The 23,677-nt window shown below is 75.3% G+C and carries 23 protein-coding genes; 2 read left to right on the top strand and 21 right to left on the bottom strand.

The genetic code is table 11. The features are described from left to right. The first annotated feature begins 137 nt into the window (after positions 1 to 137). A complete protein-coding gene (locus ACIPSC_RS19835; RefSeq protein WP_400827138.1) occupies positions 138 to 908 on the top strand; it encodes an SDR family oxidoreductase in 771 nt (256 codons plus the stop codon). 14 nt (positions 909 to 922) lie between these two features. Here ACIPSC_RS19835 and ACIPSC_RS19830 read toward each other — a convergent pair whose 3' ends face one another. The 9 genes from ACIPSC_RS19830 to ACIPSC_RS19790 all read right to left on the bottom strand — a co-directional run bounded on the left by ACIPSC_RS19830 (position 923) and on the right by ACIPSC_RS19790 (position 8,085). After that, positions 923 to 1,564 (bottom strand): alkaline shock response membrane anchor protein AmaP, encoded by a 642-nt coding sequence (locus ACIPSC_RS19830; RefSeq protein ID WP_400827137.1) that lies wholly within the window; start codon positions 1,562 to 1,564, stop codon positions 923 to 925. Beyond that, entirely contained in the window at positions 1,561 to 2,454 is an 894-nt protein-coding gene (locus ACIPSC_RS19825; RefSeq protein WP_400827136.1) for a DUF6286 domain-containing protein, read from the bottom strand. The genes ACIPSC_RS19830 and ACIPSC_RS19825 overlap by 4 nt, the downstream gene beginning before the upstream one ends. Beyond that, positions 2,451 to 2,810 carry a hypothetical protein gene (locus tag ACIPSC_RS19820; RefSeq protein ID WP_400827135.1) on the bottom strand — a complete coding sequence of 120 codons (360 nt, stop codon included), beginning with the start codon at positions 2,808 to 2,810 and terminating at the stop codon, positions 2,451 to 2,453. Before ACIPSC_RS19820 ends, ACIPSC_RS19825 begins: the two co-directional genes overlap by 4 nt. After that, positions 2,810 to 3,001: a hypothetical protein gene (locus ACIPSC_RS19815; protein ID WP_313766028.1), complete on the bottom strand. Its 192-nt coding sequence runs from the start codon at positions 2,999 to 3,001 to the stop codon at positions 2,810 to 2,812. Before ACIPSC_RS19815 ends, ACIPSC_RS19820 begins: the two co-directional genes overlap by 1 nt. A 43-nt stretch (positions 3,002 to 3,044) precedes the next feature. Continuing rightward, positions 3,045 to 3,554 carry an Asp23/Gls24 family envelope stress response protein gene (locus tag ACIPSC_RS19810; protein ID WP_400827134.1) on the bottom strand — a complete coding sequence of 170 codons (510 nt, stop codon included), beginning with the start codon at positions 3,552 to 3,554 and terminating at the stop codon, positions 3,045 to 3,047. A gap of 167 nt (positions 3,555 to 3,721) precedes the next feature. After that, on the bottom strand, positions 3,722 to 4,528 hold the full coding sequence (locus ACIPSC_RS19805) for an enoyl-CoA hydratase/isomerase family protein (RefSeq protein WP_400827133.1): 807 nt from the start codon (positions 4,526 to 4,528) through the stop codon (positions 3,722 to 3,724). 231 nt (positions 4,529 to 4,759) lie between these two features. Continuing rightward, on the bottom strand, positions 4,760 to 4,993 hold the full coding sequence (locus ACIPSC_RS19800) for a helix-turn-helix domain-containing protein (RefSeq protein WP_049658450.1): 234 nt from the start codon (positions 4,991 to 4,993) through the stop codon (positions 4,760 to 4,762). A gap of 329 nt (positions 4,994 to 5,322) precedes the next feature. Next, positions 5,323 to 6,921 carry a ribosomal protection-like ABC-F family protein gene (abc-f, locus tag ACIPSC_RS19795; RefSeq protein ID WP_400827131.1) on the bottom strand — a complete coding sequence of 533 codons (1,599 nt, stop codon included), beginning with the start codon at positions 6,919 to 6,921 and terminating at the stop codon, positions 5,323 to 5,325. 231 nt (positions 6,922 to 7,152) lie between these two features. Then, positions 7,153 to 8,085 carry a hypothetical protein gene (locus ACIPSC_RS19790; protein ID WP_400827130.1) on the bottom strand — a complete coding sequence of 311 codons (933 nt, stop codon included), beginning with the start codon at positions 8,083 to 8,085 and terminating at the stop codon, positions 7,153 to 7,155. A gap of 359 nt (positions 8,086 to 8,444) precedes the next feature. On the opposite strand from ACIPSC_RS19790, the gene ACIPSC_RS19785 reads away from it, so the two are divergent. Continuing rightward, positions 8,445 to 9,719 (top strand): glycoside hydrolase family 26 protein, encoded by a 1,275-nt coding sequence (locus tag ACIPSC_RS19785; RefSeq protein ID WP_400827128.1) that lies wholly within the window; start codon positions 8,445 to 8,447, stop codon positions 9,717 to 9,719. A 16-nt stretch (positions 9,720 to 9,735) separates the two neighbouring features. Here ACIPSC_RS19785 and ACIPSC_RS19780 read toward each other — a convergent pair whose 3' ends face one another. The 12 genes from ACIPSC_RS19780 to ACIPSC_RS19725 form a co-directional block, all read right to left on the bottom strand. Continuing rightward, positions 9,736 to 10,899 carry a GNAT family N-acetyltransferase gene (locus tag ACIPSC_RS19780; protein WP_400827127.1) on the bottom strand — a complete coding sequence of 388 codons (1,164 nt, stop codon included), beginning with the start codon at positions 10,897 to 10,899 and terminating at the stop codon, positions 9,736 to 9,738. Next, positions 10,896 to 11,648 carry a Wzz/FepE/Etk N-terminal domain-containing protein gene (locus ACIPSC_RS19775; protein WP_400827125.1) on the bottom strand — a complete coding sequence of 251 codons (753 nt, stop codon included), beginning with the start codon at positions 11,646 to 11,648 and terminating at the stop codon, positions 10,896 to 10,898. Before ACIPSC_RS19775 ends, ACIPSC_RS19780 begins: the two co-directional genes overlap by 4 nt. 85 nt (positions 11,649 to 11,733) lie before the next feature. Further along, positions 11,734 to 12,849, bottom strand: coding sequence for a glycosyltransferase (locus tag ACIPSC_RS19770; protein WP_400827124.1), 1,116 nt, complete (start codon positions 12,847 to 12,849; stop codon positions 11,734 to 11,736). Next, positions 12,846 to 14,015 carry a polysaccharide deacetylase family protein gene (locus ACIPSC_RS19765; protein WP_400827122.1) on the bottom strand — a complete coding sequence of 390 codons (1,170 nt, stop codon included), beginning with the start codon at positions 14,013 to 14,015 and terminating at the stop codon, positions 12,846 to 12,848. The genes ACIPSC_RS19770 and ACIPSC_RS19765 overlap by 4 nt, the downstream gene beginning before the upstream one ends. Next, a complete protein-coding gene (locus ACIPSC_RS19760) occupies positions 14,005 to 15,723 on the bottom strand; it encodes a lipid II flippase MurJ (RefSeq protein ID WP_400827121.1) in 1,719 nt (572 codons plus the stop codon). The genes ACIPSC_RS19765 and ACIPSC_RS19760 overlap by 11 nt, the downstream gene beginning before the upstream one ends. Further along, the gene (locus ACIPSC_RS19755) at positions 15,720 to 17,066 is read right to left on the bottom strand and encodes an O-antigen ligase family protein (protein ID WP_400827120.1); all 1,347 of its coding nucleotides are present in this window, start codon (positions 17,064 to 17,066) and stop codon (positions 15,720 to 15,722) included. Before ACIPSC_RS19755 ends, ACIPSC_RS19760 begins: the two co-directional genes overlap by 4 nt. A gap of 7 nt (positions 17,067 to 17,073) precedes the next feature. Continuing rightward, on the bottom strand, positions 17,074 to 18,594 hold the full coding sequence (locus tag ACIPSC_RS19750; RefSeq protein WP_400827119.1) for a sugar transferase: 1,521 nt from the start codon (positions 18,592 to 18,594) through the stop codon (positions 17,074 to 17,076). 333 nt (positions 18,595 to 18,927) lie between these two features. Continuing rightward, complete coding sequence (locus tag ACIPSC_RS19745) at positions 18,928 to 20,082, bottom strand: glycosyltransferase (protein ID WP_400827118.1); 1,155 nt, start codon at positions 20,080 to 20,082, stop codon at positions 18,928 to 18,930. Between the two features lie 141 nt (positions 20,083 to 20,223). Beyond that, complete coding sequence (locus tag ACIPSC_RS19740; protein WP_400827189.1) at positions 20,224 to 20,664, bottom strand: SRPBCC family protein; 441 nt, start codon at positions 20,662 to 20,664, stop codon at positions 20,224 to 20,226. 95 nt (positions 20,665 to 20,759) lie between these two features. Continuing rightward, on the bottom strand, positions 20,760 to 21,743 hold the full coding sequence (locus tag ACIPSC_RS19735) for an ABC transporter permease (RefSeq protein WP_400827117.1): 984 nt from the start codon (positions 21,741 to 21,743) through the stop codon (positions 20,760 to 20,762). Continuing rightward, positions 21,740 to 22,777 carry an ABC transporter ATP-binding protein gene (locus ACIPSC_RS19730; RefSeq protein WP_400827116.1) on the bottom strand — a complete coding sequence of 346 codons (1,038 nt, stop codon included), beginning with the start codon at positions 22,775 to 22,777 and terminating at the stop codon, positions 21,740 to 21,742. Before ACIPSC_RS19730 ends, ACIPSC_RS19735 begins: the two co-directional genes overlap by 4 nt. A gap of 1 nt (position 22,778) precedes the next feature. Beyond that, a complete protein-coding gene (locus tag ACIPSC_RS19725) occupies positions 22,779 to 23,582 on the bottom strand; it encodes an ABC transporter permease (protein ID WP_400827115.1) in 804 nt (267 codons plus the stop codon). Positions 23,583 to 23,677 lie beyond the last annotated feature (95 nt).

The following is a 23,677-nucleotide window of genomic DNA, read 5'->3' as shown; positions in this document are numbered from 1 at the left end:
TGTCGTCAACTTTCAGCCACTCACCGAACAACTTCGGCCACTGACGACCGGCACCGCCTCGCGCCACCGCCGCCACGCGCCGGCGCGTCCACCTTCCGCCCCTACCCCGTCCGCCCGCCTACCGGCAGGATGGGCCCATGGATCTCGGACTGAAGGACAAGGTGTACGTGGTCACCGGCGCCAGCCGCGGCCTCGGTTTCGCCGCCGCCCGCGAACTGGCCGCCGACGGCGCCAAGGTGCTGGTCAGCGGCCGGAACAAGGAGACCGTCGACGCCGCCGTCGCCGAGCTCGACGCCCTCGGCGGCCCCGGCACCGCGCACGGCACGGTGGCCGACAACGCCGACCCCGAGGCCGCCGGCCGCCTCCTGGCCGCGGCCGCCGAACGGTTCGGCCGCCTGGACGGCGTGCTGATCAGCGTCGGCGGCCCGCAGGCCGGCCCGGTGGTGGCGACCGCCGAGGACGCCTGGCGCGACGCCTTCGAGTCGGTCTTCCTCGGCGCCCTGCGGATCGCCCGCGCCGCGGCCGACGCACTCGGCGAGGGCGGGGTGATCGGCTTCGTGCTCTCCGGCTCGGTCCGCCAGCCCATCGCCGGCCTCGGCATCTCCAACGGCCTGCGCCCCGGCCTGGCGATGGCCGCCAAGTCGCTCGCCGACGAGCTGGGCCCGCGCGGGATCCGCGTGGTCGGCCTGCTGCCGGCCCGGATCGACACCGACCGGGTGCGCGAGCTGGACGCCCTCGGCGGGGACGCCGACGCCGCCCGCGAGCGGAACAGCGCCCTGATCCCGCTCGGCCGCTACGGCACCCCGGAGGAGTTCGGCAAGGTCGCCGCCTTCCTGCTCTCCCCCGCCGCCTCCTACCTGACCGGTGTGATGGTCCCGGTCGACGGCGGCGCGCTGCGCGGCCTCTGACACCGGCTCGCGGGCTAGGTCACCCTCGGGTGCTTCCGCCGGCCGCCGCGTGTCCGGGCGGCCGGCGGCTTCGCCCGCGCCACCGTGACCCGCAGCTCGGCGTGGAGCTCGGGGAGGCCGAGGCTGGTCCGCGCGTCGGTGCGCGGACCGGTCTCGAAGTGCTCGACCAGCGCCGCCGGATCACCGCCCGGGGTCAGCCGGACCACCACCCGCAGCCGCGGCCGGCCCGGTCCGCGGATCAGCCACACCTTCGTGCGGCCGACCTCCGGGAGCGCGACCGTGCCGGTCTCCAGCACGTCCTCCAGCGCCCGGGTGCGCAGCCGCAGCCGCAGGCCCCGCGAGCCGGGGGTCGGCACGAGGATGGTCGCCGGGCCGCTGCGGTGCAGCTGGGCGAGGAGCCACCAGGCCGATCCGGCCACCGCCAGGGCGAGGCCGCCGATCACCACCGGCCACCACCACTCCTCGTCGACCCAGCGGGTCCGCGACCGGGCGCTCACCACCGGCTGGTCCGGTGAGGCCAGCGGCCACCAGCTCGGCGGGTCGGCCCCCAGATGCCCGTACAGGTCGAGGCCGCCAGCCAGCACCAGCAGCCCGACGGCGAGCAGCACGATTCCGGCCACGCCCAGCAGCACCCGGTTGACGGTCGCGCGGTTCACTCGGCCCCTCCCGTCCCGGACTCCCCGGACGTCCCGAAGGTCCCGGACGCCGACGCCCCCGACGGGGATGCCCCCGGCCCGGGCGCGGCAGGACCGGGGGCGGCGGGACCGGCGCCCGCGCCGGGCTCACCACCGGCAGCAGACCCGCCACCGGGCCCGCCGCCGGGCTCGATGTCCTGCGCTCCGCCGTGCCCCCGGTGTCCCCCGGTCCGGACGTCCAGTCGCAGGGGGTTGGCCAGCGTGACCCTCGCCAGCTCCTCGCGCAGCTGCCGCTGCACGCTCGCCGGATCGGCGGGGCCCACGAGGGTGGCCTTCGCCCGGCGGCGGCCGACCTGGACGGTCAGGTGGTCCACCCCCGGCAGCCCGGCACCCCGGTCCAACAGCAGGATGCGGACCCCGGCCTTGTCGATGGCGGCGGTGGTGTCACCCCGCGGACGCAGCGGGAGCCAGCGGCGCAGCCCGGGGGCGAAGGCGAGCCAGAGCAGCCAGCCGCCGAGCAGCACGGCGACCCCGGCGCCGAGCAGCACCCAGGTGTCGTCGAGGTGCCGGGTGGCCAGTTCGTCGGCCGTTTCGGCGCGCCAGCGACGCGCGGGGTGCCCGGTCCGCACGGCGATCGCGTCGTAGAGCAGTGCGACGCCGAGCACCAGGACCGCGGTGGCGACCACCGCGGCCGCGGCCGTCCGCGGCGCCCGCAGCCTGGGCACCCTGACCGGCTCGGGTTCCGGCTCCGGCGCGGGCTCCGCCCCGGCGGGCCCACCGCCCTCGCCCGGCCCACCGGACTCACCGGACTCCCCGGGCTCGACGTGCTCCGGCTCGCCCGGAGCGGACGGGACCCCGCCTGCGGCGGGCGGAGTGCCGTCCGGCCGGTCCCCGGGCGGCTGCCCGGTCATGCCCCTCCCCCGGCCACCAGCCGCTCGACGACCACCACCACCTCGGTGACCCGGGTCCCGGTCAGCGCGCCCACCTGCGCGGTGATCCGCTCCCGCACGGTGCGGGCGAGCGCCGCGAGGTCGGCGGGGAAGGGCAGGTCGACGGAGACCCGGACGCTGACGGTGGAGCCCGGCGCCGAGACCGAGACCTTCGGCGGCCCGCCGCGCTGCGCCCGCCCGCGCCACGCGTCGGCGAGCGCGTCACGAGCGGCCCGGGCGGCGATCCGGGCGTAGACCCGGTCGGCGATCCGCAGCCGGCCGCGTGCTCCGGGTTCCCGGCGGGCGGGACCGGCGGAGGGGGTGGCGAGCGCCGCCATCAGCGGCGCCGGTCGCGGCCGCGCAACAGGTCACCGAGGTCGCCGAGGTCGATGTCACCCTCCAGCAGCCGCCCGGCCACGAAGCCGACCGCGCCCAGCGCGGCCACCAGCAGGAACGCCGCGAACCCGCCGAAATAGCCGGCGAAGCCGAGGGCCATTCCCACCGCGAGGCCGAGAACGGCCAGGTTCATCCACTCCACCTCGTCTTCCGCTGTGCCCCGCCCCACCGGCGGGCTACTTCAACTTGGGCCGCTGTCCGGACGGAATGCTCGCCTCTTCCTCCTCCTCGACCTCCGGCTCGTCGGGGAGGTGGACGTCGTTGACCGCGATGTTGACCTCGACGACTTCGAGACCGGTCAACCGCTCGACCGCGTCGATGATGTTCTCCCGCACCTGGTGGGCCACTTCGGGGATGACCGCGCCGTACTCGACGACCAGCGCGATGTCGATGGCGGTCTGCTTCTCGCCCACCTCGGCCTTGATGCCGCGCCCGATGCTGGACCTGCCGCCGGGCACCTTGTCGCGCATCGCGCCGAAGGTCCGGGCGAGGCCCGAGCCGAGGGCGTGGATGCCGGTGACCTCGCGGGCGGCCATGCCGGCGATCTTCTCGACCACGCCGACGGCCATCGCGGTGCGGCCGCGCTCGGCGTGCGGCCTGCTGCTCCCGCTGCTGGAAGGCATCGCGGCGGGGGTGGCTGTCGGGGCGGCCTTGTGAAGGGTGGCAGGCGTCGGAGTGTCAGGCATGGGCGCTTCTCCCGTCGTACGGCTCCAGCTATATCGCAAATCACTCCAACTCTGGCATTTCGCCACGATCCGCGCCCCCGGAGGACCGCCGGACGCGGGCCCGGACGGCGGAAGGCCCGGCTCCGGGGGCAGTTCCCCGGAGCCGGGCCTTCGGCGGGCGGCGGCGGTCAGTCGCCGATGCCGGCCAGGTCGCGCAGCCGACGGGCCTGCGCCACCCGTTCGGCGGAACGCTGCTCGTCGTAGGAGCGGCCGCCGGCGCCCTGGAGCAGCGCCTTGGTCTCGATGACGGCGCTGCGCGGGGCGGCCAGCAGTGCGGCGGCGAGGTCGCGGGCGGCGGCGTCCAGCTCCGCGGCGGGGACGGCCAGGTTGGCCAGCCCGATGGCCGCGGCCTCCTCGGCGCCGACCCAGCGGCCGGTGGCGCAGATCTCCAGCGCCCGCGCGTAGCCGACGAGTTCGGTGAGCGGCTTGGTGCCGGCCAGGTCGGGGACGAGGCCGAGCGAGGTCTCCTTCATGGAGAACTGGACGTCGTCGGCGACCACCCGCAGGTCGCAGCCGAGGGCGAGCTGGAAGCCCGCGCCGACGGCGTGGCCCTGGACGGCCGCGATCGACACCAGGTCGGGGCGGCGCCACCAGGTGAAGGCCTCCTGGTAGGAGGCGATGGTCTCGTCGAGGTCCTTGTCCTCGGCGGCGGCCAGCTGGAGGAAGTTGCGCTCGCCGGGGATGCCCTCGGCGGTGAACATCGCCCGGTCCAGGCCGGCCGAGAAGGAGACGCCCTCACCGCGCAGCAGCACCACCCGGACGCTGCCGGGCAGTTCGCGGCCGACGGAGCTCAGGGCGCGCCACATCGCGGGCGACTGGGCGTTGCGCCGCTTGGGCTGACAGAGGGTGACGACGGCGAGCTCGCCGTCGATCTCCAGACGGACGCCGTCCTGCTCCCAGGGGGAGGCCTGCGGGTCGGTGGCGGGGGCGGTCATGCGGGGACCTCCGATGGCGAGGGACTTGGCTACCGGAGAGTAACAAAACCGGGCGCGCGACGGCAGGGCGGTGGCGCACACCGATGGAGGAAAGGAAAGGGCGTCCGCCCGGGGCGTCGGCGGACATGACGATCGGCGGCCGGTTCGCACGGGCCGAGGACGGACGAACAACCGCCGCATCCCCGGTCGGCGCCCTGCCGCCGAGTCATCCGTCAACGGACTGACGGATCGTCAGGAGCTCGCTCCAGCAGTAGCTTTGTTCTTGCCCCGCGTGGCACCACCGCGGCCCCGGAGGATCACTCCGGACTCGCTCAGCATCCGGTGCACGAAGCCGTACGAGCGACCGGTCTCCTCCGCGAGAGCGCGAATGCTCGCCCCGGAGTCGTACTTCTTCTTGAGATCGGCCGCGAGCTTCTCACGCGCGGCACCGGTCACCCGGCTGCCCTTTTTCAGAGTCTCGGCCACCCGTGCCTCCTCGTAGCGTTGCTCGGTCAGATTCCCATGATCACCCATCCACAGCGTCCTGGCCACCCATTCGGCAAGGTCGATGTCGGGAATGCGTGGTCATTCGGTGGTGATCCGAGCGCACAAGGGCGCTCACGCAGAGTGCACGCCCCCGGGCGGCTTCCGCCGTTCGCCGCGAAAGAGCTGATCAGCAGCGTCGGCCCGACCACGATCGAGTGGCGGGCCGACGGAAGCTCCTTAAACGGAATCCAGGACCTCTTCATTCCCGGACACGCCGTAAGGACTAGATTTTCTGGTCCAAAGAGGGGACCACGCGTCTACCGGTCAGGTCAGGCGAGCGAGACCAGGTCGGCGTACGCCGGGCTCCACAGGTCCTCCACGCCGTCCGGCAGCAGGATGATCCGCTCCGGCTGGAGCGCGTCGACCGCGCCCTCGTCGTGGGTGACCAGCACGACGGCGCCGGAGAACTCGCGCAGCGCCCCGAGGATCTCCTCGCGGCTGGCCGGGTCGAGGTTGTTGGTGGGCTCGTCGAGCAGCAGCACGTTGGCACTGGAGACCACCAGCGAGGCCAGCGCGAGCCGGGTCTTCTCACCGCCGGAGAGCACCCCGGCCGGCTTGTCGACGTCGTCGCCGGAGAACAGGAAGGAGCCGAGGATCTTCCGGATCTGCACCAGGTCGGTGTCGGGCGCCGAGGAGCGCATGTTCTCCAGCACCGTGCGGTCCGGGTCCAGGGTCTCGTGCTCCTGGGCGTAGTAACCGATCTTCAGGCCGTGGCCCGGGATCACCTCACCGGTGTCCGGCTGCTCCACCCCGGCCAGCATCCGCAGCAGGGTGGTCTTGCCGGCGCCGTTGAGGCCCAGTACGACGACGCGCGAGCCGCGGTCGATCGCCAGGTCCACGCCGGCGAAGATCTCCAGCGAACCGTAGGACTTGGAGAGGTCGCTGGCGGTCAGCGGGGTCTTGCCGCAGGGGGCCGGGTCCGGGAAACGCAGCTTGGCGACCTTGTCGCTCTGCCGGACCTGGTCCAGGCCGGAGAGCAGCTTCTCGGCGCGGCGGGCCATGTTCTGCGCGGCCACCGTCTTGGTCGCCTTGGCGCGCATCTTGTCGGCCTGCGCGTTCAGGGTCGCGGCCTTCTTCTCCGCGTTGGCCCGCTCGCGCTTGCGGCGCTTCTCGTCGTCCTCGCGCTGCTGCTGGTACTGCTTCCAGCCCATGTTGTAGACGTCGATGGCGGAGCGGTTGGCGTCCAGGTAGAAGACCTTGTTGACGACCGTCTCGACCAGGTCGACGTCGTGCGAGATGACGATGAAGCCGCCCTTGTAGGTCTTCAGGAAGTCCCGCAGCCAGGCGATCGAGTCGGCGTCGAGGTGGTTGGTGGGCTCGTCGAGCAGCAGCACGTCGGAGTCGGAGAAGAGGATCCGGGCCAGCTCGACGCGGCGGCGCTGACCACCGGAGAGGGTGTGCAGCTGCTGGCCCAGGATGCGGTCCGGCAGGCCCAGCGCGGCGGCGATGGTGGCGGCCTCGGCCTCGGCGGCGTACCCGCCCTTGGTGAGGAACTCGGTCTCCAGCCGGGCGTACTTCTTCATCGCGTTGTCCCGGGTGGCGCCCTTGCCGTTGGCCATCCGGTCCTCGTTCTCGCGCATCTTCTTCAGCACGGTGTCGAGGCCGCGCGCGGAGAGGATGCGGTCCTTCGCGAGGACGTCGAGGTCGCCGGTGCGCGGGTCCTGCGGGAGGTAGCCGACCTCGCCCGAGCGGGTCACCGTACCGGCCGCCGGCAGGCCCTCGCCGGCCAGCACCTTGGTCAGCGTGGTCTTGCCGGCGCCGTTGCGCCCGACCAGGCCGATCCGGTCGCCGGGGGCGACCTTGAAGCTCGCGGACTCGATCAGGATCCGGGCACCGGCGCGCAGCTCTAGGGCGTTGGCGGAAATCATGGCTGGGTACTTCTCCTGGGACGTGGGCGGGCCCTGGACGGGTCACAGGGCCTGGGCAGCGGATGGGGGCGTCGTCGCGGCGGTCGGCTCACCGCACGAGGCGGCGGCGCTCGCCCGCTAGTGCCCGGAGAGAACAGCCATGGCGGCAAGTCTACCGGGCCCGCGGAAGGGCCCGGCGAACCACCGTCGGGGGTACTTGCCCGGGCCCGGTGCCACCGGGCCCGGCACCGGCTACTGCTCGGCGCCGGCGGCCTCCGGGGCCGCGCAGGAGCCCTGCGGGCGGACGGCCGCGAACGGCTCGGCCGCGCTGCCGCAGGCCGACTCCGGAGCGGCGGCCTTGGTGTCGAACACCTTGGGGCCGACGATCGGGCCGTCCGAGATCAGCACCCGGCGGCCGTCCAGCGGCTTCAGCGCCACCGCCGGACCGGCGTTGAGCTGCCAGCCGGTGCTGTCCAGCCGGTAGCCGGAGATGCCGCCGGAGACCTGCTGGCCGCTGCTGTTGGTGCAGCTGCGCGGGACCAGCACGGCGTAGTCGGTGCCCACCGTGCGGGTCGGGTCGTAGAGGCAGTTGCCGGCCGGCTTGGAGTTGTAGCGCAGGTCGCCGTCGGCGTCGCGGAAGCCCATGGTCAGGTTCGGCGTGACCACCGCCACCCAGGGCGAGGACTGCTGGACGGTGTGCAGGGCCGCGGCGGCGCGCTCGGTGGCCAGCTGCCGGCGCTGCTCCTCGGTGCGCTTGTCGGCGCCCGGCTCGCCCTCGCCGCGCAGCCAGTCCGCCAGGCCGGGCACCGCACGGTGCCAGCGGACCTCCCGGTCGCCCGGCCGGGCCGAGGTCACCAGACCGTCGTCCCAGACCACCACGGCGCTCTCGCCCGCCATCGACAGGTACAGCGCGGTGGCGCCCTCGCGCCGGTAGGACCAGGTGTGCTCACCGGTGGCGCGGTCGTACGCCTCCAGGCCGGGGCCGACCTTCAGCTCCAGATCGGCCGCGCTGACCGACTGCGCGTTGACCGGGCTCGCCTCCGCGCCGCCCGGCCCGGCGACCCGGTCCCCGAACGGAACCGGCTTGTTGGCGTGCGCGGCCGCGCCCGCCACAAGGACCAGCAGCACCGCCAGGGCAGGGAGGATCGATCGGGGGGTGAGTACACGCAGCGGCTTCCAGGACACGGGCGGAGCGTACCTTTCACCACCCGCGCGAGTCAGCCGGACTCGGCCGTCCGTCCGGACGGCGGGACCGTACGCAGCCGATTCGCGACCTTCGTCCCGACCCGCCCGCCGACCTGCGCCGTCGGGGCCGCCGCTGCGCCGACCGGCCCTCCGGCGGGCGGGCCGGGTAGCGCCCCCGCGGCCGGGAGGACTGTTACAGAGGTGATACACGACGCGGTTGCGGCGGACGGCGTTCGAATATCGCCCACTTTAGGGTGACATTCTGCTTAATCCTCCCCCGCCGGGCCTACTGTCGGCGCACGGGGCACCACGGTCCGTCCACCCGGCCCCGCGCCCCCGTGGAGCCCGGAGGAGAGACCATGCGAATCGGCCGCCTGGCGCTGGCCGCCGCCGCCCTGTTGCTGCTGACCACGGCCAGCGTCCCCGCCGGGACCCCGCTCAGCCAGACGGAACGGCACAGCCTCTCCTCCGACGCCTTCCAGCCGCGCGGCGCCGCGCCCCGGCCGGTCGTCCAGCGGCCGAGCCACGAGCCGCCGTTCGGCGCCTTCGTCGGCTCCTGGGACAGGTACATCCCGCAGATCGGCCGGTACGCGCAGTGGCTGGGCAACGCCAACCTGCAGGTCGGCCACACCTACCTGGCCGGCAACAGCTGGGCGGACATCGAGGGCGAGCCCGTGGTGCTCGGCCTCTGGTCGCAGTGGCGGCTGGCCGACCCGTCCCGGACGCTCGTCCTCGGCGTGCCGATGCTGGTGCCCAACGAGGCCGGCGTCCCGGACGGCGAGGTGGCCCGGCTGCTCGGACAGGGGGCGCGGGGCGACTTCGACCAGCACTTCCTCAGACTCGCCCGGCGGCTGGTCGCGCTCGGCGGGGCGGACACCGTGCTCACCCTCGGCTGGGAGATGAACGGCGTCACCTACACCCACCGCTGCAAGCCCGATCCCACGGCGTGGAAGGCGTACTGGCGGCGGATCGTCTCGGTGATGCGCTCGGTGCCCGGGCAGCGGTTCCGCTTCGACTTCGCCCCGAACCGGGGGCTGGACGCGATCCCGTGGACCAAGTGCTACCCCGGGGACGACGTGGTCGACATCATCGGCATGGACAGCTACGACCAGCCCGCCGGCGCCACCTTCGACGACTACGTGCGCGAGCCGTACGGGCTGCAGGACCAGGTCGAGTTCGCGGCCAAGCGGGGCAAGCCGGTCTCCTACCCGGAGTGGGGGCTGTTCCGCAACGGCGACAACCCGCAGTTCGTCCAGCGGATGGTGGAGTGGATCCGCACCCACGACACCAGCTACCAGACCGTCACCGACTACTGCCCGCACGGCTTCTGGCAGTGCGGGCAGAATCCGCGCTCCAGCGCCCTGTTCAAGCAGCTGATGACCGGTTCGAAGGGGGCGCCGGCCGGCTCGCAGCCGACGCCCCCGGCACCCGCCCCGAAGATCACCCCTGCCCCGTCCCCGGCCGCGCCGGCCTCCCCGACCGCACCGCCCTCTCCCGCGGCGACGGCTCCGGCCCCGCCGTCGGCCACCGCGACCGCGGCCTCCTCGCCCTCGGCCTCCGACTCCGCCCTCGCTTCCACCTCCGCCTCCGCCTCCGCCGAACCGGCACCGAGCAGCCGGCCGGCCCGGCGCTGAGGCGGGCGGCCGCCGGTCAGCTCCGGCGGCGGGCCAGCAGCACCTGCTTGAGTCCGGGCATCCGGTCGTCCAACAGGTGCACCGCGGCCTGGCGGGCCCGCACCGCGCCCACCCGCGCGGTGAGCGCCGGGGCCGGTCCCCGCGGGCCGAACAGCAGCCGCTGGTTCGGCAGGGGGTCCGGGCGCCAGCGCTGCTTGTACGGCTCCTGGCCGCGCAGCAGGCCTATCACCGGGATGCCGGCCGCGACCGTCTCGTCCAGCGCCGCGCCGAACAGCAGCCCGGCGATGTCGAGCCGCTCGCGCAGCTTCGGGTGCGCGCCGTACAGGTAGAGGCCGCTGAAGGCCGGACAGAGCAGCAGCACGTTGACCGCGACCAGCTCGCCGTCCAGCCGGAAGCGGTGCACGACGGCCAGGCCGCCGGCGACCAGGCCCGTGGTGGAGTCGGCCAGGTGGCGGGCGAACCGCTCGGTGCGGTGCTCCGGGGTGACGCCGCGCTCCTGCCACTGCAGGAAGTGCAGCCGCAGCAGCTCGGCGAGCGCCTGCGGCACCTCCTCCGGCGGCGTCGTGCTGACCTCGACCCCGGCCTCGGCGATCCTGCGCTGCTTCACCCGGTTGCGCTGCGCGGTCTTGCCCTTCAGCCGCTTCAGCAGCTCGTCCATCGGCACGCCCGGCAGGTACTGGCAGATCGAGTCGTCGAACCGCCGGCGGCGGCCGGTCCAGTGCGCGTACACCCGCTGCACGGCGGCCTCCGGGTGCACCTCGCGCAGCTCCAGGGTGTGCCAGGGGCGGGTGAGCGGGAGGGCGGCGGCGAACTCGGCGGCGGCCCGGTCGGCGCAGTCGTCGTCGAGCAGGACGTCGGTGAAGTCGGCCAGGCCGCCGCCCAGCCCGGTCAGGCCGCCGAGCGGACCGCCGCGGCCCCGGAACGCGCCCGCGCCGACCAGCCGGCCGTCCCGGCGGACCAGTACCACCAGCAGGCCCCCGGGGCTGCCGTACTGGCGCCACCAGGAACGCTGCCAGGCGGCGGCCTGGAAGAAGGTGGCGGTCCGGCAGCGGGCGGCCAGGTCGTCCCACTCCTCGGCGAGGGCGTCGAGGGCGTCGTCCTCCCGGTGCAGCTCGGTGCTCCAGCGCGGCGGACCGGCCTGACCGGGCGGGCCCGGAGTGGCCCGGGCCTCGGTGCTCATCGCCCGCCCCCGGCGGCGGACTTCTGCGGAGCAGGGGCCTTGGCCGGGGCGGCCTTCTCCGGGGCCTGCTCCGGGGCGCTGCGCTCCGCGGCCCGCTCCGCCGCCGCCATCGCGGCCCGCAGGCCGGGGGCGGCCGGCGCCGGGACGGCGGCCACCGGCTCGGCCACCGCGGCGGCCGGCTCGGGCGCGCCTCCGCCGCGGCGGCGGGTCATCATCACCAGGGCCCCGATGAGCAGGCCCGCCGCACCGCCCACCGCCACGTCCAGCTGCGCCGAGGGGGTGGTCGGCCTGTCCGGCTCGGCGGCGGGCGCGAGCGGGACCAGCCGGACGCCGGTCTCCTTGCTGCTGGCGTTGGCGAAGGAGACCAGCGAGCCCGCCACCGCGTCGGCCGCGTCGACCGCCTCGCGCGGGCTGCCACCGGTCCCGGTGATCTCGATCATCGGCGCGTCCGGCGAGGTGGTGCCGTGCACCAGCGCCTCCAGCTCGGCGCGGGTGTGGCCGGTGTCCGCCGCGGCGGCCGCGAGCACCTGCGGCTGCCCGGCCAACCGGCCGTACGCCTGGGCGAAGTTGACCGCGGTCGCGCTCTCCCCCGGGTTCTGCGGCACCACGATCACATAGGAGTTGGCGGCGTACGAGGGCGGGGCCACCGCGGCGTACCCGGCGCCGGCGGCGGCGCCCAGCGGCACCGCGAGGGCGACCGGCCACCAACGGCGGGCCAGGCTTCGGGCGCTTCGGCGCGGTTCGGACATGGGGTGCTCCTTGGATGTGCGGGCCGCCCGGCCGACGGCCCGACGGTTCGACGGTTCGGACGCCGGCGGTTCGGACGCCGGCGGCTCAGGCGGCGGCCAGGCGGTCGTAGAGGGCGCCGAGGGCCGCGGCCACCCGGGCGATGTCGTAGTGGCCGACGGCCGGCGGCCGGGGCAGCGGGTCGGTGCTGTGGTCGTTGAGGTGGCGCAGGTCGCGCAGCGCCGCGGCGTAGGCGGCGGCGTCGGAGGGGATCCGGCGGGCCTGCGGGGCGGCGGTGGGCGGCAGTTCGTCCAGCGCCGGACAGGCGCTGTGGCGGACCGGGAGGCCGGCCGCCAGGCCCTCCAGCACGCCGAGGCCGAAGGTCTCCGCGGTCGAGGGGGCGGCCAGCACGTCGAGCGCGGCGAGGAGTTCGGGGACGTCGTCGCGCTCGCCGGTGAGCAGCAGGCGCTCCCGGACGCCGAGTTCGGCGGCCCGCCGCTCCAGGGCGGCCCGCTCGGGGCCGTCGCCGACCAGCACCAGACGGGCCGCGCCGTCCAGCTCCGCCAGCGCCTCCACCAGGACGTGGAAGCGCTTGCCGGGGACCAGCCGGCCGACGCCGCCGACCACCCAGCTCCCCGGCGGGAGGCCGAGCTCGGCCCGCAGCCGGGCCCGGTCGGCGGCCCGGTCGGCGTCCGGGCGGTGGTAGCGGGCGGTGTCGATGCCGTTCGGGATCAGCTCGATCCGGGCCGGCGGGACGCCCCAGCCGTGCAGGGTCTGGGCGACCTGGCGGGAGACCGCGACGGTGGTGGTGCCCAGCCGCTCGGCCGCGAGGTAGAGGCCCTTGACCCCGCGGGTGACCGGACGGCCCTCGATCACCCCGGCGTGCAGCGAGTGCTCGGTGGAGACCACCGCCCGGACCCCGGCGAGCCGGGCGGCCAGCCGCCCGTACAGCTGGGCCCGGTAGAGGTGGGTGTGCACCAGGTCGTAGCGGCCGGCGCGGATCAGCCGGACCAGCCGGGGCAGCGCGCCGAGGTCCCGGTTGCCGCGCATCGCCAGGTGGTGGACGGTGACGCCCTCGGCGCGCAGCGCGGTGGCCACCGCGCCGGGGTTGGTCAGCGCGGCCACCTCGCAGTGCTGGTGGGCGGGGAGGTGCCGGAGCAGCAGTTGCAGCTGCCGCTCGGCACCGCCGGAGGCGAGCCCGGTGACGATGTGCAGCACTCTCATCGGGCGCTCCCGGCACTGTTGTTGGTGCTGGTGCTGGTGCTCGTGCTGGTGCTGCTGTGACTCGCCCGCTCGCCTCCAGGGCGCTCGGACCCACTGCCGACGCTCTCCCCCAGCCCGGCGGCCGGGAGGTGCCCCCACCCTCCTGCGGTCGCTGCGCTCCCCGGTCGCTCGTCGCTCTCGGCAGCGGCGCGCCCTTTCGGCTCGGGGCGGGGCTCGCCCCCGGGGCGCTCGGGCCGGGCCGCCGGGTCGAGCCGGGCCCTGCGGTCGAGGCGGCCCGCGAGGCGGCTGCGGCGCAGCTCGGTGACGGTGTCGCGGAGGTGGTGCCGGCCGCGCTTGGCGCGCAGCCGCCAGGCGCCGTCGCGGTCGCCGACGTAGCAGCGCGGCAGCGCGTACCGGCCGGTGAGCGGGGAGTGCGCGATGGCGCAGGCGTAGTCGTAGCCGGCGTCGCGGACGGCCAGGGTGGCCGGCAGGTCGACCGCGCCGTACGGGTAGCAGAAACCGGTGACCGGGCCGCCGACGACCTCCTCCAGGGCCCGGCGGCTCTCCCGGGTCTGGACGGCGAGGGCTTCGGGGGGCAGGCCGGGCAGCGCCTGGTGACCGAGGCCGTGCGAGCCGATCTCCCAGCCGGCGGCGGCCAGTTCGGTGACCTCCTGGACGGTGAGCAGCTTCTTGCGCGGGCCCTTCACGTCCCAGTCGTTGGCCCGGCCGAGCAGGTCGGCGACCACGTAGGCGGTGGCGGTGAAGCCGTACGCCTGCAGAATCGGTACGGCGTGGCGGGCGAAGTCCGCGTACCCGTCGTCGAAGGTGAGGCCGACCAGGTTGTCGGCCCGCCCGGCGGCCCGGGCCCGCATCAGCTCGCGCACCGAGACCCCGCGCCGGCCGCGCCGGTGCAGCCAGGCGATCTGTTCGGCGAACCGCTCGGGGCTGACGGTCAGTTGGTACGGGTCCTCCTTCTCGACCGCCACCGAGTGGTACATCAGGATCCACGGCGAGGAGGGCTCCGCGGCGATGGCCTCGTGGGCGGGCTGGCGGCTTCCGGGAAGCTGCGCCTGCGGCCGGCGGACCCCCGTGCGCGGCGCGTCGGCGAGTGCGCCGACCGTGCGCGGCACGGCCGTGCGGAGCACGCCCGACAGGGCCGAACGGACCGATCCCCGTTCAACGTCCATGGGGAAGCTTCCCTTCATCGGCAACGGCTGGCGGGCTCAGGGCCCGGACTGCGGCGAGGACCGGTCCGCGCACCTCGCGGGCACCGAGGACGGTGCCGAGGGCGGCGAACGCCAGCGCCACGGTGAGGCCCCCGAGCAAGGTCGAGAGCAAGGGGTCGGTGGCGAGCCCGGCCGCGAGGGTGCCGAGGCCGGCCGCGCCGGCGGCCGCGCCCAGCAGCCGGGCGTGGCCGGCGAGGACGAGCCGCAGCCGCAGCGCGATCCCCCGCAGGACCAGGCCGCGCAGCAGCAGCACGGCCGTGGTGGTGATGCCGGCCGCGTTCCCGGCGGCCAGGCCGAGCGCCCCGAAGCGGTCGGTGGCGGCCAGGCCGACGGCGGCGGTGACGACGAGGCCGAGCGCCATGGCGGCGGCCGGGTACCAGTCGAGCAGCCGGCGGCCTCCGTCGTCGCACTGGTCGCCGGCCCGGCGGACCACCGGGCGGAGCGAGAAGTAGGGGCGGATCATCACGCCGATCAGCGCCTGGGCGGGCAGGCCGAAGCTGTAGACCCGGATGACGGCGGCGGTGGCCGCGGCGTCCCGGGGGCCGAAGGCGCCGCGCTGGAAGAGCAGGGCGACCACCGAGGGGGCGCAGGCCATCAGGAAGGCGGTGCCGATCAGGACGAGCGCGGCGCCCTGGCCGAGGTCCTTCTCCACCCGGTCGCGGGCGGCGTCCAGGTCCCCGGCCGCGAGCGCGCGGGCGACCAGCGGGAACGTCACGGTGACCAGCAGGATCGCCACGGTCATGGCCAGTTGGGAGATCTTGGCGGCGTAGTTCAGGTGCGAGATGCTGCCCGGGGGCAGTCCGGACCCGAGGTACCGCTCGACGAAGACCTGTGCCTGCCGGGTCAGGGTGAAGGCGACCGCCGGGAGCACGGCCAGCGGGATCAGCACCAGGCCCTGGTCGGCGAGCGGGGACCGGGCCGGGCCGCGGCGGCCCTGGCGCAGCCGGCGTCCGATCGGCACGGCGACCACGGCGGCCATCAGCAGGCTCCCCGCGGCCACCCCGATCGCGGCCGACTCCACCCCGAGCAGGTCGTGGCCGGTGAGCAGCGCGGCCAGGATGGTGAGGTTGTACGCGACGTAGATGCCGGCCGGTGCGATGAAGCTGTGGTGCGCGCGCAGGGCGGAGCCGAGGTAGCCGGCGAGGCCGAACGGCAGGATGGTGCAGGCGGTGATCCGGGTGCAGGTGACGGCGAGCTCCGGGTCGGCCAGCCCGGGGGCGAGCAGCCCGACCAGCTGGCGGGCGCCGAGGACGACGCCGAGGGTGAGCGCGCAGAGCACCAGCAGCAGTCCGGGGAGCGTCGCCCGGGCCAGCTGCCGCACCGGGTCGGGGCCGTCGGGACGCTCCTCGCGCAGGACCAGGGCGAGGCTGAAGGCCGGGACCATCAGGAACGCCATGCAGTCCTCGATCAGCAGCGGCGCCGCCGTCTCCGGGACGGTCCAGGCGACCAGGAAGGCGTCGGTGCCCTGGTTGGCGCCGAAGAAGGTGGCGAGCAGCAGGTCGCGGAGCATGCCGAGGACGGAGCCGGCGGCGGTGAGCACGGCGGTGACGCCGAAGGCCTTGGCGACGAAGCCGTGCCGCGGGTCGCCGACGGCCGGGGGCCCGGCGGCCGGCGCGCTGCGCGGGGCGGGGAAGGCGGGGGTGAGCGCGGCCGGCGGTTCGGTGGTCATCGCCCGCCTCCGGGGCGTTCCGCCCCGCTCCCGGCGCGCAGGCCGTGTGCGGTGTGGGCGGCGAGGCCGAGGACGACGGAGGTCAGCACGGTGGTGGTGCCGCCGATGTCCGCGTAGAGGAAGTCGACCAGCACCCAGACCAGCAGGGCGAGCGCGGCCAGGCCGGTGCCGCTCGCGCGCCGCAGGCAGCGCAGCAGCAGGCCGAGGAAGAGCACCGCGTAGGCGGTGATGCCGATCAGGCCCTGCTCGCTGAGGACCAGGAAGTACATGTTGTGCGGGGAGAGCAGCGGCTCGCGCCGGAAGCCGATGGTGGCGTCGGCGGCGTCGCTGCCGGAGGAGAGCCGCAGCGGGGCGTGGCTGTCGCGCAGCTGCTGGAAGGCCTTGGGCCCGGCTCCGGCCACCGGGTGGTCCTGCCAGATCCGCCCGGCGGTGGCCCAGAGGTCGTAGCGGTCGGAGACGGACTGGTCGGGGGCGGCGGAGACGGCGCCGATGGAGCTGAGCCGCTGGGTGACGCCGGAGGCGCCGAGGCCGAGACCGCCGACCAGGACGACCGCCGCGGCCGTCGCGAGGACGGCGCTGCGGACGGCGAGCCGGGCGTCGGCGCGCAGCAGCAGGACGGCGGCGGCGGCGGCGGTGGCGATCCAGCTGCCGCGGCTGAAGGAGACGGCGAGGGGGAAGGCCAGGAAGGCGGCGGCCGCGTACATCGCCCGGCGCAGCCCGGCGTTGCCGCCGGGCCCCCGCTCGCCGAGGGCGAGGGCCAGCGCCGCGAGCAGGCCGTAGGCGACCACGGAGGACATCGCCATGACGTCGAGCGCGCCGAAGGTGCCGACGGCCCGGATCGGCTGTCCGGCGTAGGAGGCGCCGGTCCGGGTGAGGTACTGCTCGGCGCCGACGACGCCCTCGATCAGCGCGGCGGCGACGAACGAGCCGAGCACCAGGCGCTGGTCGGTGCGGTCGCGCAGTGAGCAGAGGACGGCGACGGGCACCAGGACGAAGACCTGGGTGAGCCGGACGAAGCCGGTGAGGCTGGTGGCCGGGTCGATCGAGCCGACGGTGGCGACGGCGGCGGCGGCCACGACCGCGCCGAACTGGAGAGCGGCGGTCCGGCCGATCGCGGGGGTGCGGCCGCGCAGGAGGTGCACCGCGGTGAGGCCGACCAGGGCGAGCGAGGCCAGGTCGGCGGCGGTGACGTGGACGGCGGCGGCGACGTCCTTCTCGCCGGTGGGGACGCAGACCAGCAGGACGGTGGCCGCGGCGAGCAGGCTGGGGCGTTCCCGAAGGGCGGCTGCGGCCCGGCGTAACGCCCGGGCCGGGTCGGGGACGGCGGTGAGGGGGAGGGCCACGCCGGTTTCAGCTCCCGTCCGGGTGGAGCATCAGGGCCGCGGTGCGGCACAGGATCTTGACGTCCTGCCAGAGGCTCCAGCTCTCGATGTAGCGGTTGTCGAAGCGGGCCCGGTCCTCGATCGAGGTGTCCCCGCGCAGGCCGTTGACCTGGGCGAGGCCGGTGAGGCCGACCGGGACGCGGTGGCGGTCGGCGTACTCGGGGTAGGCCTGGCTGAACCGCATGACGAAGTACGGGCGTTCGGGCCGCGGGCCGACCAGGCTCATGTCGCCGCGCAGGACGTTCCACAGCTGCGGCAGCTCGTCCAGGGAGCTGCGGCGCATCAGCTTGCCGACGGTGCCCATCCGGTGGTCCTGGGCGATGTTCCAGCGGGTGGCCGACTCGTGCTCGTTGCTGGGCCGCAGGGTGCGGAACTTGAGGACGGTGAAGACCCGGCCGTCGAGCCCGGTGCGCTGCTGGCGGAAGAGCACGCCGGGGCCGGTGTCGAAGCGGACGGCGAGCGCGCAGAGGGCGAGCACGGGGGCGAGGGCAATCAGGCCGAGTCCGGCGGCGGTGACGTCGAGCGCGCGCTTGGCCGCCCAGCCGGGGCGGCCCATCGCCGGGCGGCCGACGCGCAGGCAGGGGAAGCCCCAGAGCTGGTCGCCGCCGGGGATCCGGCCGGTGGCCAGCGAGCCGTACTCGCGCAGCGCGGGGACCAGCCAGACCTGGCAGCCGAGCCGGGCGGCGTCGCGCAGGGCGGCGGCGGTCTCGGCCTCGTCGGCGGCGCCGGCGGTGGCCACCACGTGGTGGATCCGGTGCCGGCGGACCTCGCGCTCCAGCACCTCGCGGCCGCCGAGCACCGGCAGGTCGGTGTCGCCGGAGAGCAGCGGCGGGTCGGGGTCGACGAAGCCGATCGGGCGCATGCCGTACTCGCCGCGGGCGGTGAGCGCGGCGGCGACCCGGCGGCCGAGCCGGCCGGCGCCGAGCACCAGGACGGGGCTGGGGCGGCTGCGGCGGATCCGCCGGACCAGGTGGTAGAGCAGGGCGCGGCCGCAGACCGCGAGCAGCAGTTGGGTGCCGAGCAGGACGGTCAGCCGGCCCGGGGTGGCCGGGCCGCTGTCGGGCCAGCGGCCGTCGAGGCAGCCGGCCAGGGTGACGGCGAAGGCGGTGGCGACGACGGCGCGGACGGCCAGCGCGGGCAGTTCGTCGAGGACGGAGAGGGTGAGCCTGGTGCGGTAGAGGCCGCCGGCCAGGTTGAGCAGGAGCAGCAGCGGCAGCAGGGCGGCCACCCCGAGCAGCGGCTCGACCCGGACGGCCGGGTCGAGCACGCGGTTGGCGATGCCGGTGGCGGTGCAGAGGGCGACGGCGTCGACCGCGGCGAGCGCGGCGGGCAGCGCGAGCCGGGAGCGGACCGGCCGGCGGTGGCGCCGGGTCGGCGGGGCGTTGCGCGGGGCGGACCGGGCCGGGCGGTCCAGCAGCCCGGTGGCCGGCCGGCGCTGTCCGGACAGGGACCGCCCGGGCCTCGGGACGCTGTCGTGGTCAATGGTCATCAGCGCACGAACTCCCCTGCTGTGTGCCCGGGGTGACGCCGTTCCGGAACCGGCTGACCCGGAGCGGCCGTCGCGGCCCGGCGGGCTCGGTCCTGACAGCGCCTGCTGCCGCTGGCGACTTTCGAGGTTCTCGCGAATTCCCGGCATGAAATCGAAACGAAGCAGGCAAAATCAGACATTACCGAACGGGGGCCAGGGCGCCGGAAGTTGACTTGCCATTTCATTCCAGCCGCCCATTAATAGGTATTTCTGATTTCACCCTTCGCCGACATCCGGCTGAGGGTGCGAATACGACAGCGCCGGAACGGCGGGCATTCACGGCATGTGAAACGATCAGATCCGCTGCGGGACACGGGCGCGGCGGCGTCCGGCCGCCGGACCGGCACCCAGCAGGTCCCGGTAGAGCGCGTCCACCTGTTCGACCACCGACCGCACGTCATGGCGGGCCACCGCGTGCTCGCGCAGCCGCGAACCGCGCCGCTCGCACTCGATCGGATCGGACAGCGCTTCGGCCATTCGGGTGGCGAGCGCGGCCGCGTCCTCGGACGGCACCACGGCGCGCCCGCGCTCGGCCGGCGGCAGGCACTCGCGGGCCCCCGGCACGTCGGTCAGCAGCACCGGCCGGGCGGCCGCCATCGCCTCCAGCGGGGCGAGCGCCATCCCCTCCCAGCGCGAGGGCAGCACCACCAGGTCGGCCGCCGCCAGCCACGGCCGCGGGTCGGGCACGTCCCCGACCAGGCGGACCCGGGAGGGCTCGGCCGACTCGCGCACGGCGGCGGCCAGCCGGGCCTCGTCCGGCCCGCCGCCGACCAGCGCCAACCGGGCCTGCGGCACCCGGCGGAGCACCTCGGGCCAGGCGGCGAGCAGCACGTCCTGGCCCTTCTGACGGCAGAGCCGGCCCACGCAGACGGCCAGCGGGGCGTCCAGGTCCAGGCCGAGCGTGATCCGGGCGGCCCGGCGCTCGGCCGGCGCGTAGTGGCGGACGTCGACGCCGTTGGGCACCACCGCCCAGTCGGCGTGCAGGCCGGCCGCGACCCCGTCGGCCCGCTCCTGGACGCTGACGCAGAGCAGCCGGTGGGCCCAGCGGGTCGCCAGCCGCTCCCAGCGCAGGGTGGCGGCGGCCAGCGGGCCGTCCACCGCGGCGAACGACCAGGCGTGCGGCTGGAAGACCGTCGGCACCGCGCCGCGGATGGCCAGCCGGCCGGCCAGCCCGGCCTTGGCACTGTGCAGGTGGACCATGTCGGGCGCCGCGGCGCGGACGATCCGGCGCAGCCGCCAGGCCTCCGGGGCGGTGGCCGGGCCGGGCGAGCGGCGGGCCGGCCAGTCCTGGACCAGGGCGCCGACCGCGGCGGCCTCCCCGGCCAGCCGGCCGCCGCGCGGGCAGGCGACCAGCACCCGGTGGCCGGCCTCGCGCTGGCCGCGGACCAGGTCGACCACCACGCGGGCGACCCCGCCGTCGACGGGTTGGGAAATGTGAAGGATCGTCATATGCACGGCGGCGAGCCTAGGGTGGCGCCGCCGCGCCCGGGGTCCGCCGTCACCCGCAGGTGGCGGCCGTCCACCCGTACGGCTTGCCGCTCGTACGGGTGGACGGACCGCTCGAATTCCCGTCCGGTCCGGACGGCGGGGTCAGCGGACCTCGTCGGCCAGGTTGGCCAGCACCTGGTCGTGAATCCGGTTCAGGCCCTTCGGGGCGAAGGTCCGCTCGAAGAAGCCGCCGATGCCGCCGGCGCCCTGCCAGGTGGCCGAGACGGTCACCTTCGACCGGCCCTCGCCGGCCGCGGCGACCGTCCAGGTGATGACCATGCTGGAGTTGGCGTCCTTCTCCACCAGCTGGTCCGGCTCGGGCGCCGAGACGGTGAACAGGCAGTCGCGGACCCGCTTCTCGGTGGCCTGCAGCTTCCAGTGCACCTGGGTGCCCGCGCCGTTGCCCCCGGCCCGGACCTCGTACTCGCTGTACTGCGCGGGCAGCAGCTTGGGGCGGGTCACCTGGTAGTCGGCCAGCGCCTCGTACACCCGCTCGGGGGCGGCGTCGTAGACCCGCTCGGTGGTGGCCAGCACCTGTCCCATGACCTTGCTCTCCTCGTCCGTGGTTTCCGGTTCCACCGGCAAGCCAACCACAGCGGACGGCCCGGGACAGCTCAGGGGCCGGGCGCCGCACCGGCTCAGGCCAGCCGCAGGCCTCCGGTGCGCTGCGCCCGGGCCTCGCCGAGCCGCAGGGCGAGCACCGCACCGGCCAGCAGCAGCGCGCAGAGTGCGGCCAGCCAGGCCAGCCGGGGCGCCAGCTCGCCCAGGCCGCGGCCCTCCAGCAGGGCGCCGCGCACCACGGCCAGGCTGCCGGTCAGCGGGAGCGCCGCGCCGAGCAGGCGCAGCACGCCGGGCAGGGCGAAGGCGGGCAGCCGGACCCCGGCGACGAACCACATCGGGTCGTCCAGCACCGTGTAGACGAAGGTGGAGTCCCGGGAGAACACCATCAGGCTGTTGAGCAGCGCGCCCCAGGCCACCGCGGGCAGCAGCAACGCCAGCAGCACCACCGGGTACATCCACGGGCCGGCCACGTCCAGGGCGCCGAAGCCGAACGCGGCGGCGCCCAGGAAGCAGGTCAGCAGCCAGGCGTTCTGCAGCAGGGCGCCGGCGCCGTTGGCCAGCATCAGGACCAGCCGGTCGGCGGGCGAGAGGAAGAGCAGCTCCAGGGTGCCGGTGGTGCGCTCGAACGCGAAGTTCCACGCGGACTGCACCAGGGAGAAGAAGAACGCCCAGGCCAGCGCGCCGGTGGCGAGGAAGCCGAGCAGCCGGGCCGGGTCCGCGGCGAGCGGCCAGCGGGCGGCGGCCGCCGAGCCGGCTGTGACCGGGTGCAGGGTGTAGTAGGTGGCGGCCAGTTGGAGCAGCGGCCAGACCAGCATCGAGGCCACCACCAGCGGCTGGCCGAAGAGCGTGCGGTGCTGCTTCAGCGCCTCGGCGGCGAACACCTTGCCGGCGTGCCGCAGGGTGCGGCGCCGGCCCCGCGGTGCGGGCCGGGGGCGGCGGGTGCCGCTGCCCGGGCGGGGCGGCGGGAGGGTGCGGCCGGCGGGGAGGGGGGCGCGGACGCCGCGGTCGGCGGCCAGCAGCAGCGCGTCGACGGACAGGAGGTCCGCGGGGCGGGCGGTCATGCGGCGACCTCCGCCCGGGCGTCGGCGGTTGCGGCGGCGGCGTCAGCGGCGGCGGCGTCCGCGGCGCGGTCCTCGGTGAGCGCCAGGATCGCGTCCTCCAGGCTGGCCCCGGTGACCTCCAGGCCACCGATCGCCCCGCCGGCGGCGACGATCGCCCCGGCCAGCGGACCGGCCACGTCCTCCGGGTGGCGGACGCCGACCAGCAGCGCGCCCTCCCCGGTGGCGGTCAGCTCGGCGCGGACGCCCAGCCCGTGCGCGAACCGCGTCACGGCCTCCTCCAGCTCCGGCGAGGGGTTGGTGACGGTGACCCGGACGCTGCGGTGGCTCCCGGTCGCCGTCTTCAGCTCGTCCGGGCTGCCGGCGGCGAGGTGGCGCCCGCCGGAGATCACGTACACGTGCTCGCAGAGCTCCTCGACCTCGGCCAGGTAGTGCGAGGTCAGCAGCACCCCGCGGCCCTCGGCGGCCAGGGCGGCGACCACCCGGCGCAGGTCGCGGGCGATCGGCGCGTCCAGGCCGAGGGTGGGCTCGTCCAGCAGCAGGTACGCCGGGTCGTTGATCAGGCCGCGGGCGATCGAGAGCCGCTGGGTCATGCCGCGCGAGTAGCGCTCGACCGGGGTGTCGGCGGCGTCGGTGAGCCCGACCAGCTCCAGCAGCTCGCCGACCCGGGTGCGCAGCACCGGGTTGGGGACGTCGTAGAGGTGTCCGAAGTAGCGGAGGTTCTCGGCGCCGGTGAGCTTGCCGTAGACCATCCGCTCGCCGCCGGCGATCAGGTTGATCCGGCGCCGGGCCTCGCGGGCGTGCTCGACCACGTCGAGGCCGTCCAGGGCGACGGTGCCGGAGGTGGGGCGGAGCAGGGTGGCGAGGATCTTGATGGTGGAGGTCTTGCCTGCGCCGTTCAGGCCGAGCAGGCCGGTGACCCGGCCGGGCGGGATCTCCAGGTCGAGGCCGTCGACGGCGGTCTTCACGGCGCGCGGGCCGAACAGGCCCTTCTCCCGGGTGCGGAAGGTCTTGCGCAGGGCGCGGGTGCGGATCATGTCAGAAGCTCCGTTCGACGGCGCGGCGCTCGGCGGCGGGCAGCAGCCGCAGGCCGAGCAGCAGGTGGCCGAGGCTGAGGGCGAGGCAGGTGACCAGGCGTGGGGCGAGCTCGCCGAGCGGCCGCCCCTGGCCGAGGGCGTCGCGCAGCACGTCCATCGCCGAGGTGACGGGCAGCAGCTCGGCCAGCCACTGGGCCGGTGCGGGCAGGTAGCTGTTCGGGAAGGTGATGCCGCAGAGCAGCGAGACGGCGAGGAAGACGGTGTTCTGCGAGATGTGCGCCTCGCCGGCGACGATCATCAGCGCGCCGAGCACGACGGCGACCGCGAAGACCGCGGCGGTCAGCGCCAGCACCCCGGCCAGCGCGGCCAGCGGGTGCCAGGCGGGCAGCGTGACGCCGAGCAGCGCGGCGAACCCGCCGAGCAGGCCGACCTCGACGGCGGTGTTCAGCAGTGCGAAGCCGGTGAAGCCGAGCAGGTACGGCAGCCGGCCGGCCGGCGCGATCAGCAGCGCCCCGAGCGTGCCCTGGCGCTGCTCGGTGATCAGCGCCTTGCTGCTCCAGAGCAGCATCCGGACGGTGAACATGTAGCCGCCCGCGCCGATCGCGATGTAGCCGAGGTAGTCGGCGCCGCCGGTGCGGGCGGTGAAGTCCTCGGCGACCGTGCCGCCGCCGATGGCGTGCAGGCCCAGGTAGGACAGGCCGATGGTGAGGACGCCGATCAGCAGGCAGCCGACCGCGTAGGACCACGGGTAGGCCCGGCTGGTCATCGTCCAGGTGCGGCGCAGCGTCGCCCAGGCGACGGGCATCTGCTCCCCCTCTCGTCGCGGATTGAGTTCCCATCAGGAACTTACAAGTTCCCTTTCGGAACCCGCAAGGGGGTGAAAGGATGGACCGTCCACAT

Origin of the sequence: Kitasatospora sp. NPDC090091 (assembly GCF_044747365.1) — a bacterium.
In the GTDB taxonomy this organism is placed as follows: domain Bacteria; phylum Actinomycetota; class Actinomycetes; order Streptomycetales; family Streptomycetaceae; genus Kitasatospora.
Note: the sequence above shows the minus strand (reverse complement) of the source record. Positions and strands in the feature narration are given on the sequence as shown.

Bases quoted from the DNA above. Each gene is read 5' to 3' on its own strand.
- ACIPSC_RS19735 (WP_400827117.1), bottom strand. From the start codon at position 21,743: ATGACCGCCCGCCCCGCGGACCTCCTGTCCGTCGACGCGCTGCTGCTG.
- ACIPSC_RS19835 (WP_400827138.1), top strand. From the start codon at position 138: ATGGATCTCGGACTGAAGGACAAGGTGTACGTGGTCACCGGCGCCAGC.
- ACIPSC_RS19745 (WP_400827118.1), bottom strand. From the start codon at position 20,082: ATGACGATCCTTCACATTTCCCAACCCGTCGACGGCGGGGTCGCCCGC.
- ACIPSC_RS19730 (WP_400827116.1), bottom strand. From the start codon at position 22,777: ATGATCCGCACCCGCGCCCTGCGCAAGACCTTCCGCACCCGGGAGAAG.
- ACIPSC_RS19750 (WP_400827119.1), bottom strand. From the start codon at position 18,594: ATGACCATTGACCACGACAGCGTCCCGAGGCCCGGGCGGTCCCTGTCC.
- ACIPSC_RS19785 (WP_400827128.1), top strand. From the start codon at position 8,445: ATGCGAATCGGCCGCCTGGCGCTGGCCGCCGCCGCCCTGTTGCTGCTG.
- ACIPSC_RS19725 (WP_400827115.1), bottom strand. From the start codon at position 23,582: ATGCCCGTCGCCTGGGCGACGCTGCGCCGCACCTGGACGATGACCAGC.
- ACIPSC_RS19780 (WP_400827127.1), bottom strand. From the start codon at position 10,899: ATGAGCACCGAGGCCCGGGCCACTCCGGGCCCGCCCGGTCAGGCCGGT.
- ACIPSC_RS19810 (WP_400827134.1), bottom strand. From the start codon at position 3,554: ATGCCTGACACTCCGACGCCTGCCACCCTTCACAAGGCCGCCCCGACA.
- abc-f (WP_400827131.1), bottom strand. From the start codon at position 6,921: ATGATTTCCGCCAACGCCCTAGAGCTGCGCGCCGGTGCCCGGATCCTG.
- ACIPSC_RS19765 (WP_400827122.1), bottom strand. From the start codon at position 14,015: ATGGACGTTGAACGGGGATCGGTCCGTTCGGCCCTGTCGGGCGTGCTC.
- ACIPSC_RS19820 (WP_400827135.1), bottom strand. From the start codon at position 2,810: ATGGCGGCGCTCGCCACCCCCTCCGCCGGTCCCGCCCGCCGGGAACCC.
- ACIPSC_RS19805 (WP_400827133.1), bottom strand. From the start codon at position 4,528: ATGACCGCCCCCGCCACCGACCCGCAGGCCTCCCCCTGGGAGCAGGAC.
- ACIPSC_RS19770 (WP_400827124.1), bottom strand. From the start codon at position 12,849: ATGAGAGTGCTGCACATCGTCACCGGGCTCGCCTCCGGCGGTGCCGAG.
- ACIPSC_RS19740 (WP_400827189.1), bottom strand. From the start codon at position 20,664: ATGGGACAGGTGCTGGCCACCACCGAGCGGGTCTACGACGCCGCCCCC.
- ACIPSC_RS19815 (WP_313766028.1), bottom strand. From the start codon at position 3,001: ATGAACCTGGCCGTTCTCGGCCTCGCGGTGGGAATGGCCCTCGGCTTC.
- ACIPSC_RS19825 (WP_400827136.1), bottom strand. From the start codon at position 2,454: ATGACCGGGCAGCCGCCCGGGGACCGGCCGGACGGCACTCCGCCCGCC.
- ACIPSC_RS19775 (WP_400827125.1), bottom strand. From the start codon at position 11,648: ATGTCCGAACCGCGCCGAAGCGCCCGAAGCCTGGCCCGCCGTTGGTGG.
- ACIPSC_RS19760 (WP_400827121.1), bottom strand. From the start codon at position 15,723: ATGACCACCGAACCGCCGGCCGCGCTCACCCCCGCCTTCCCCGCCCCG.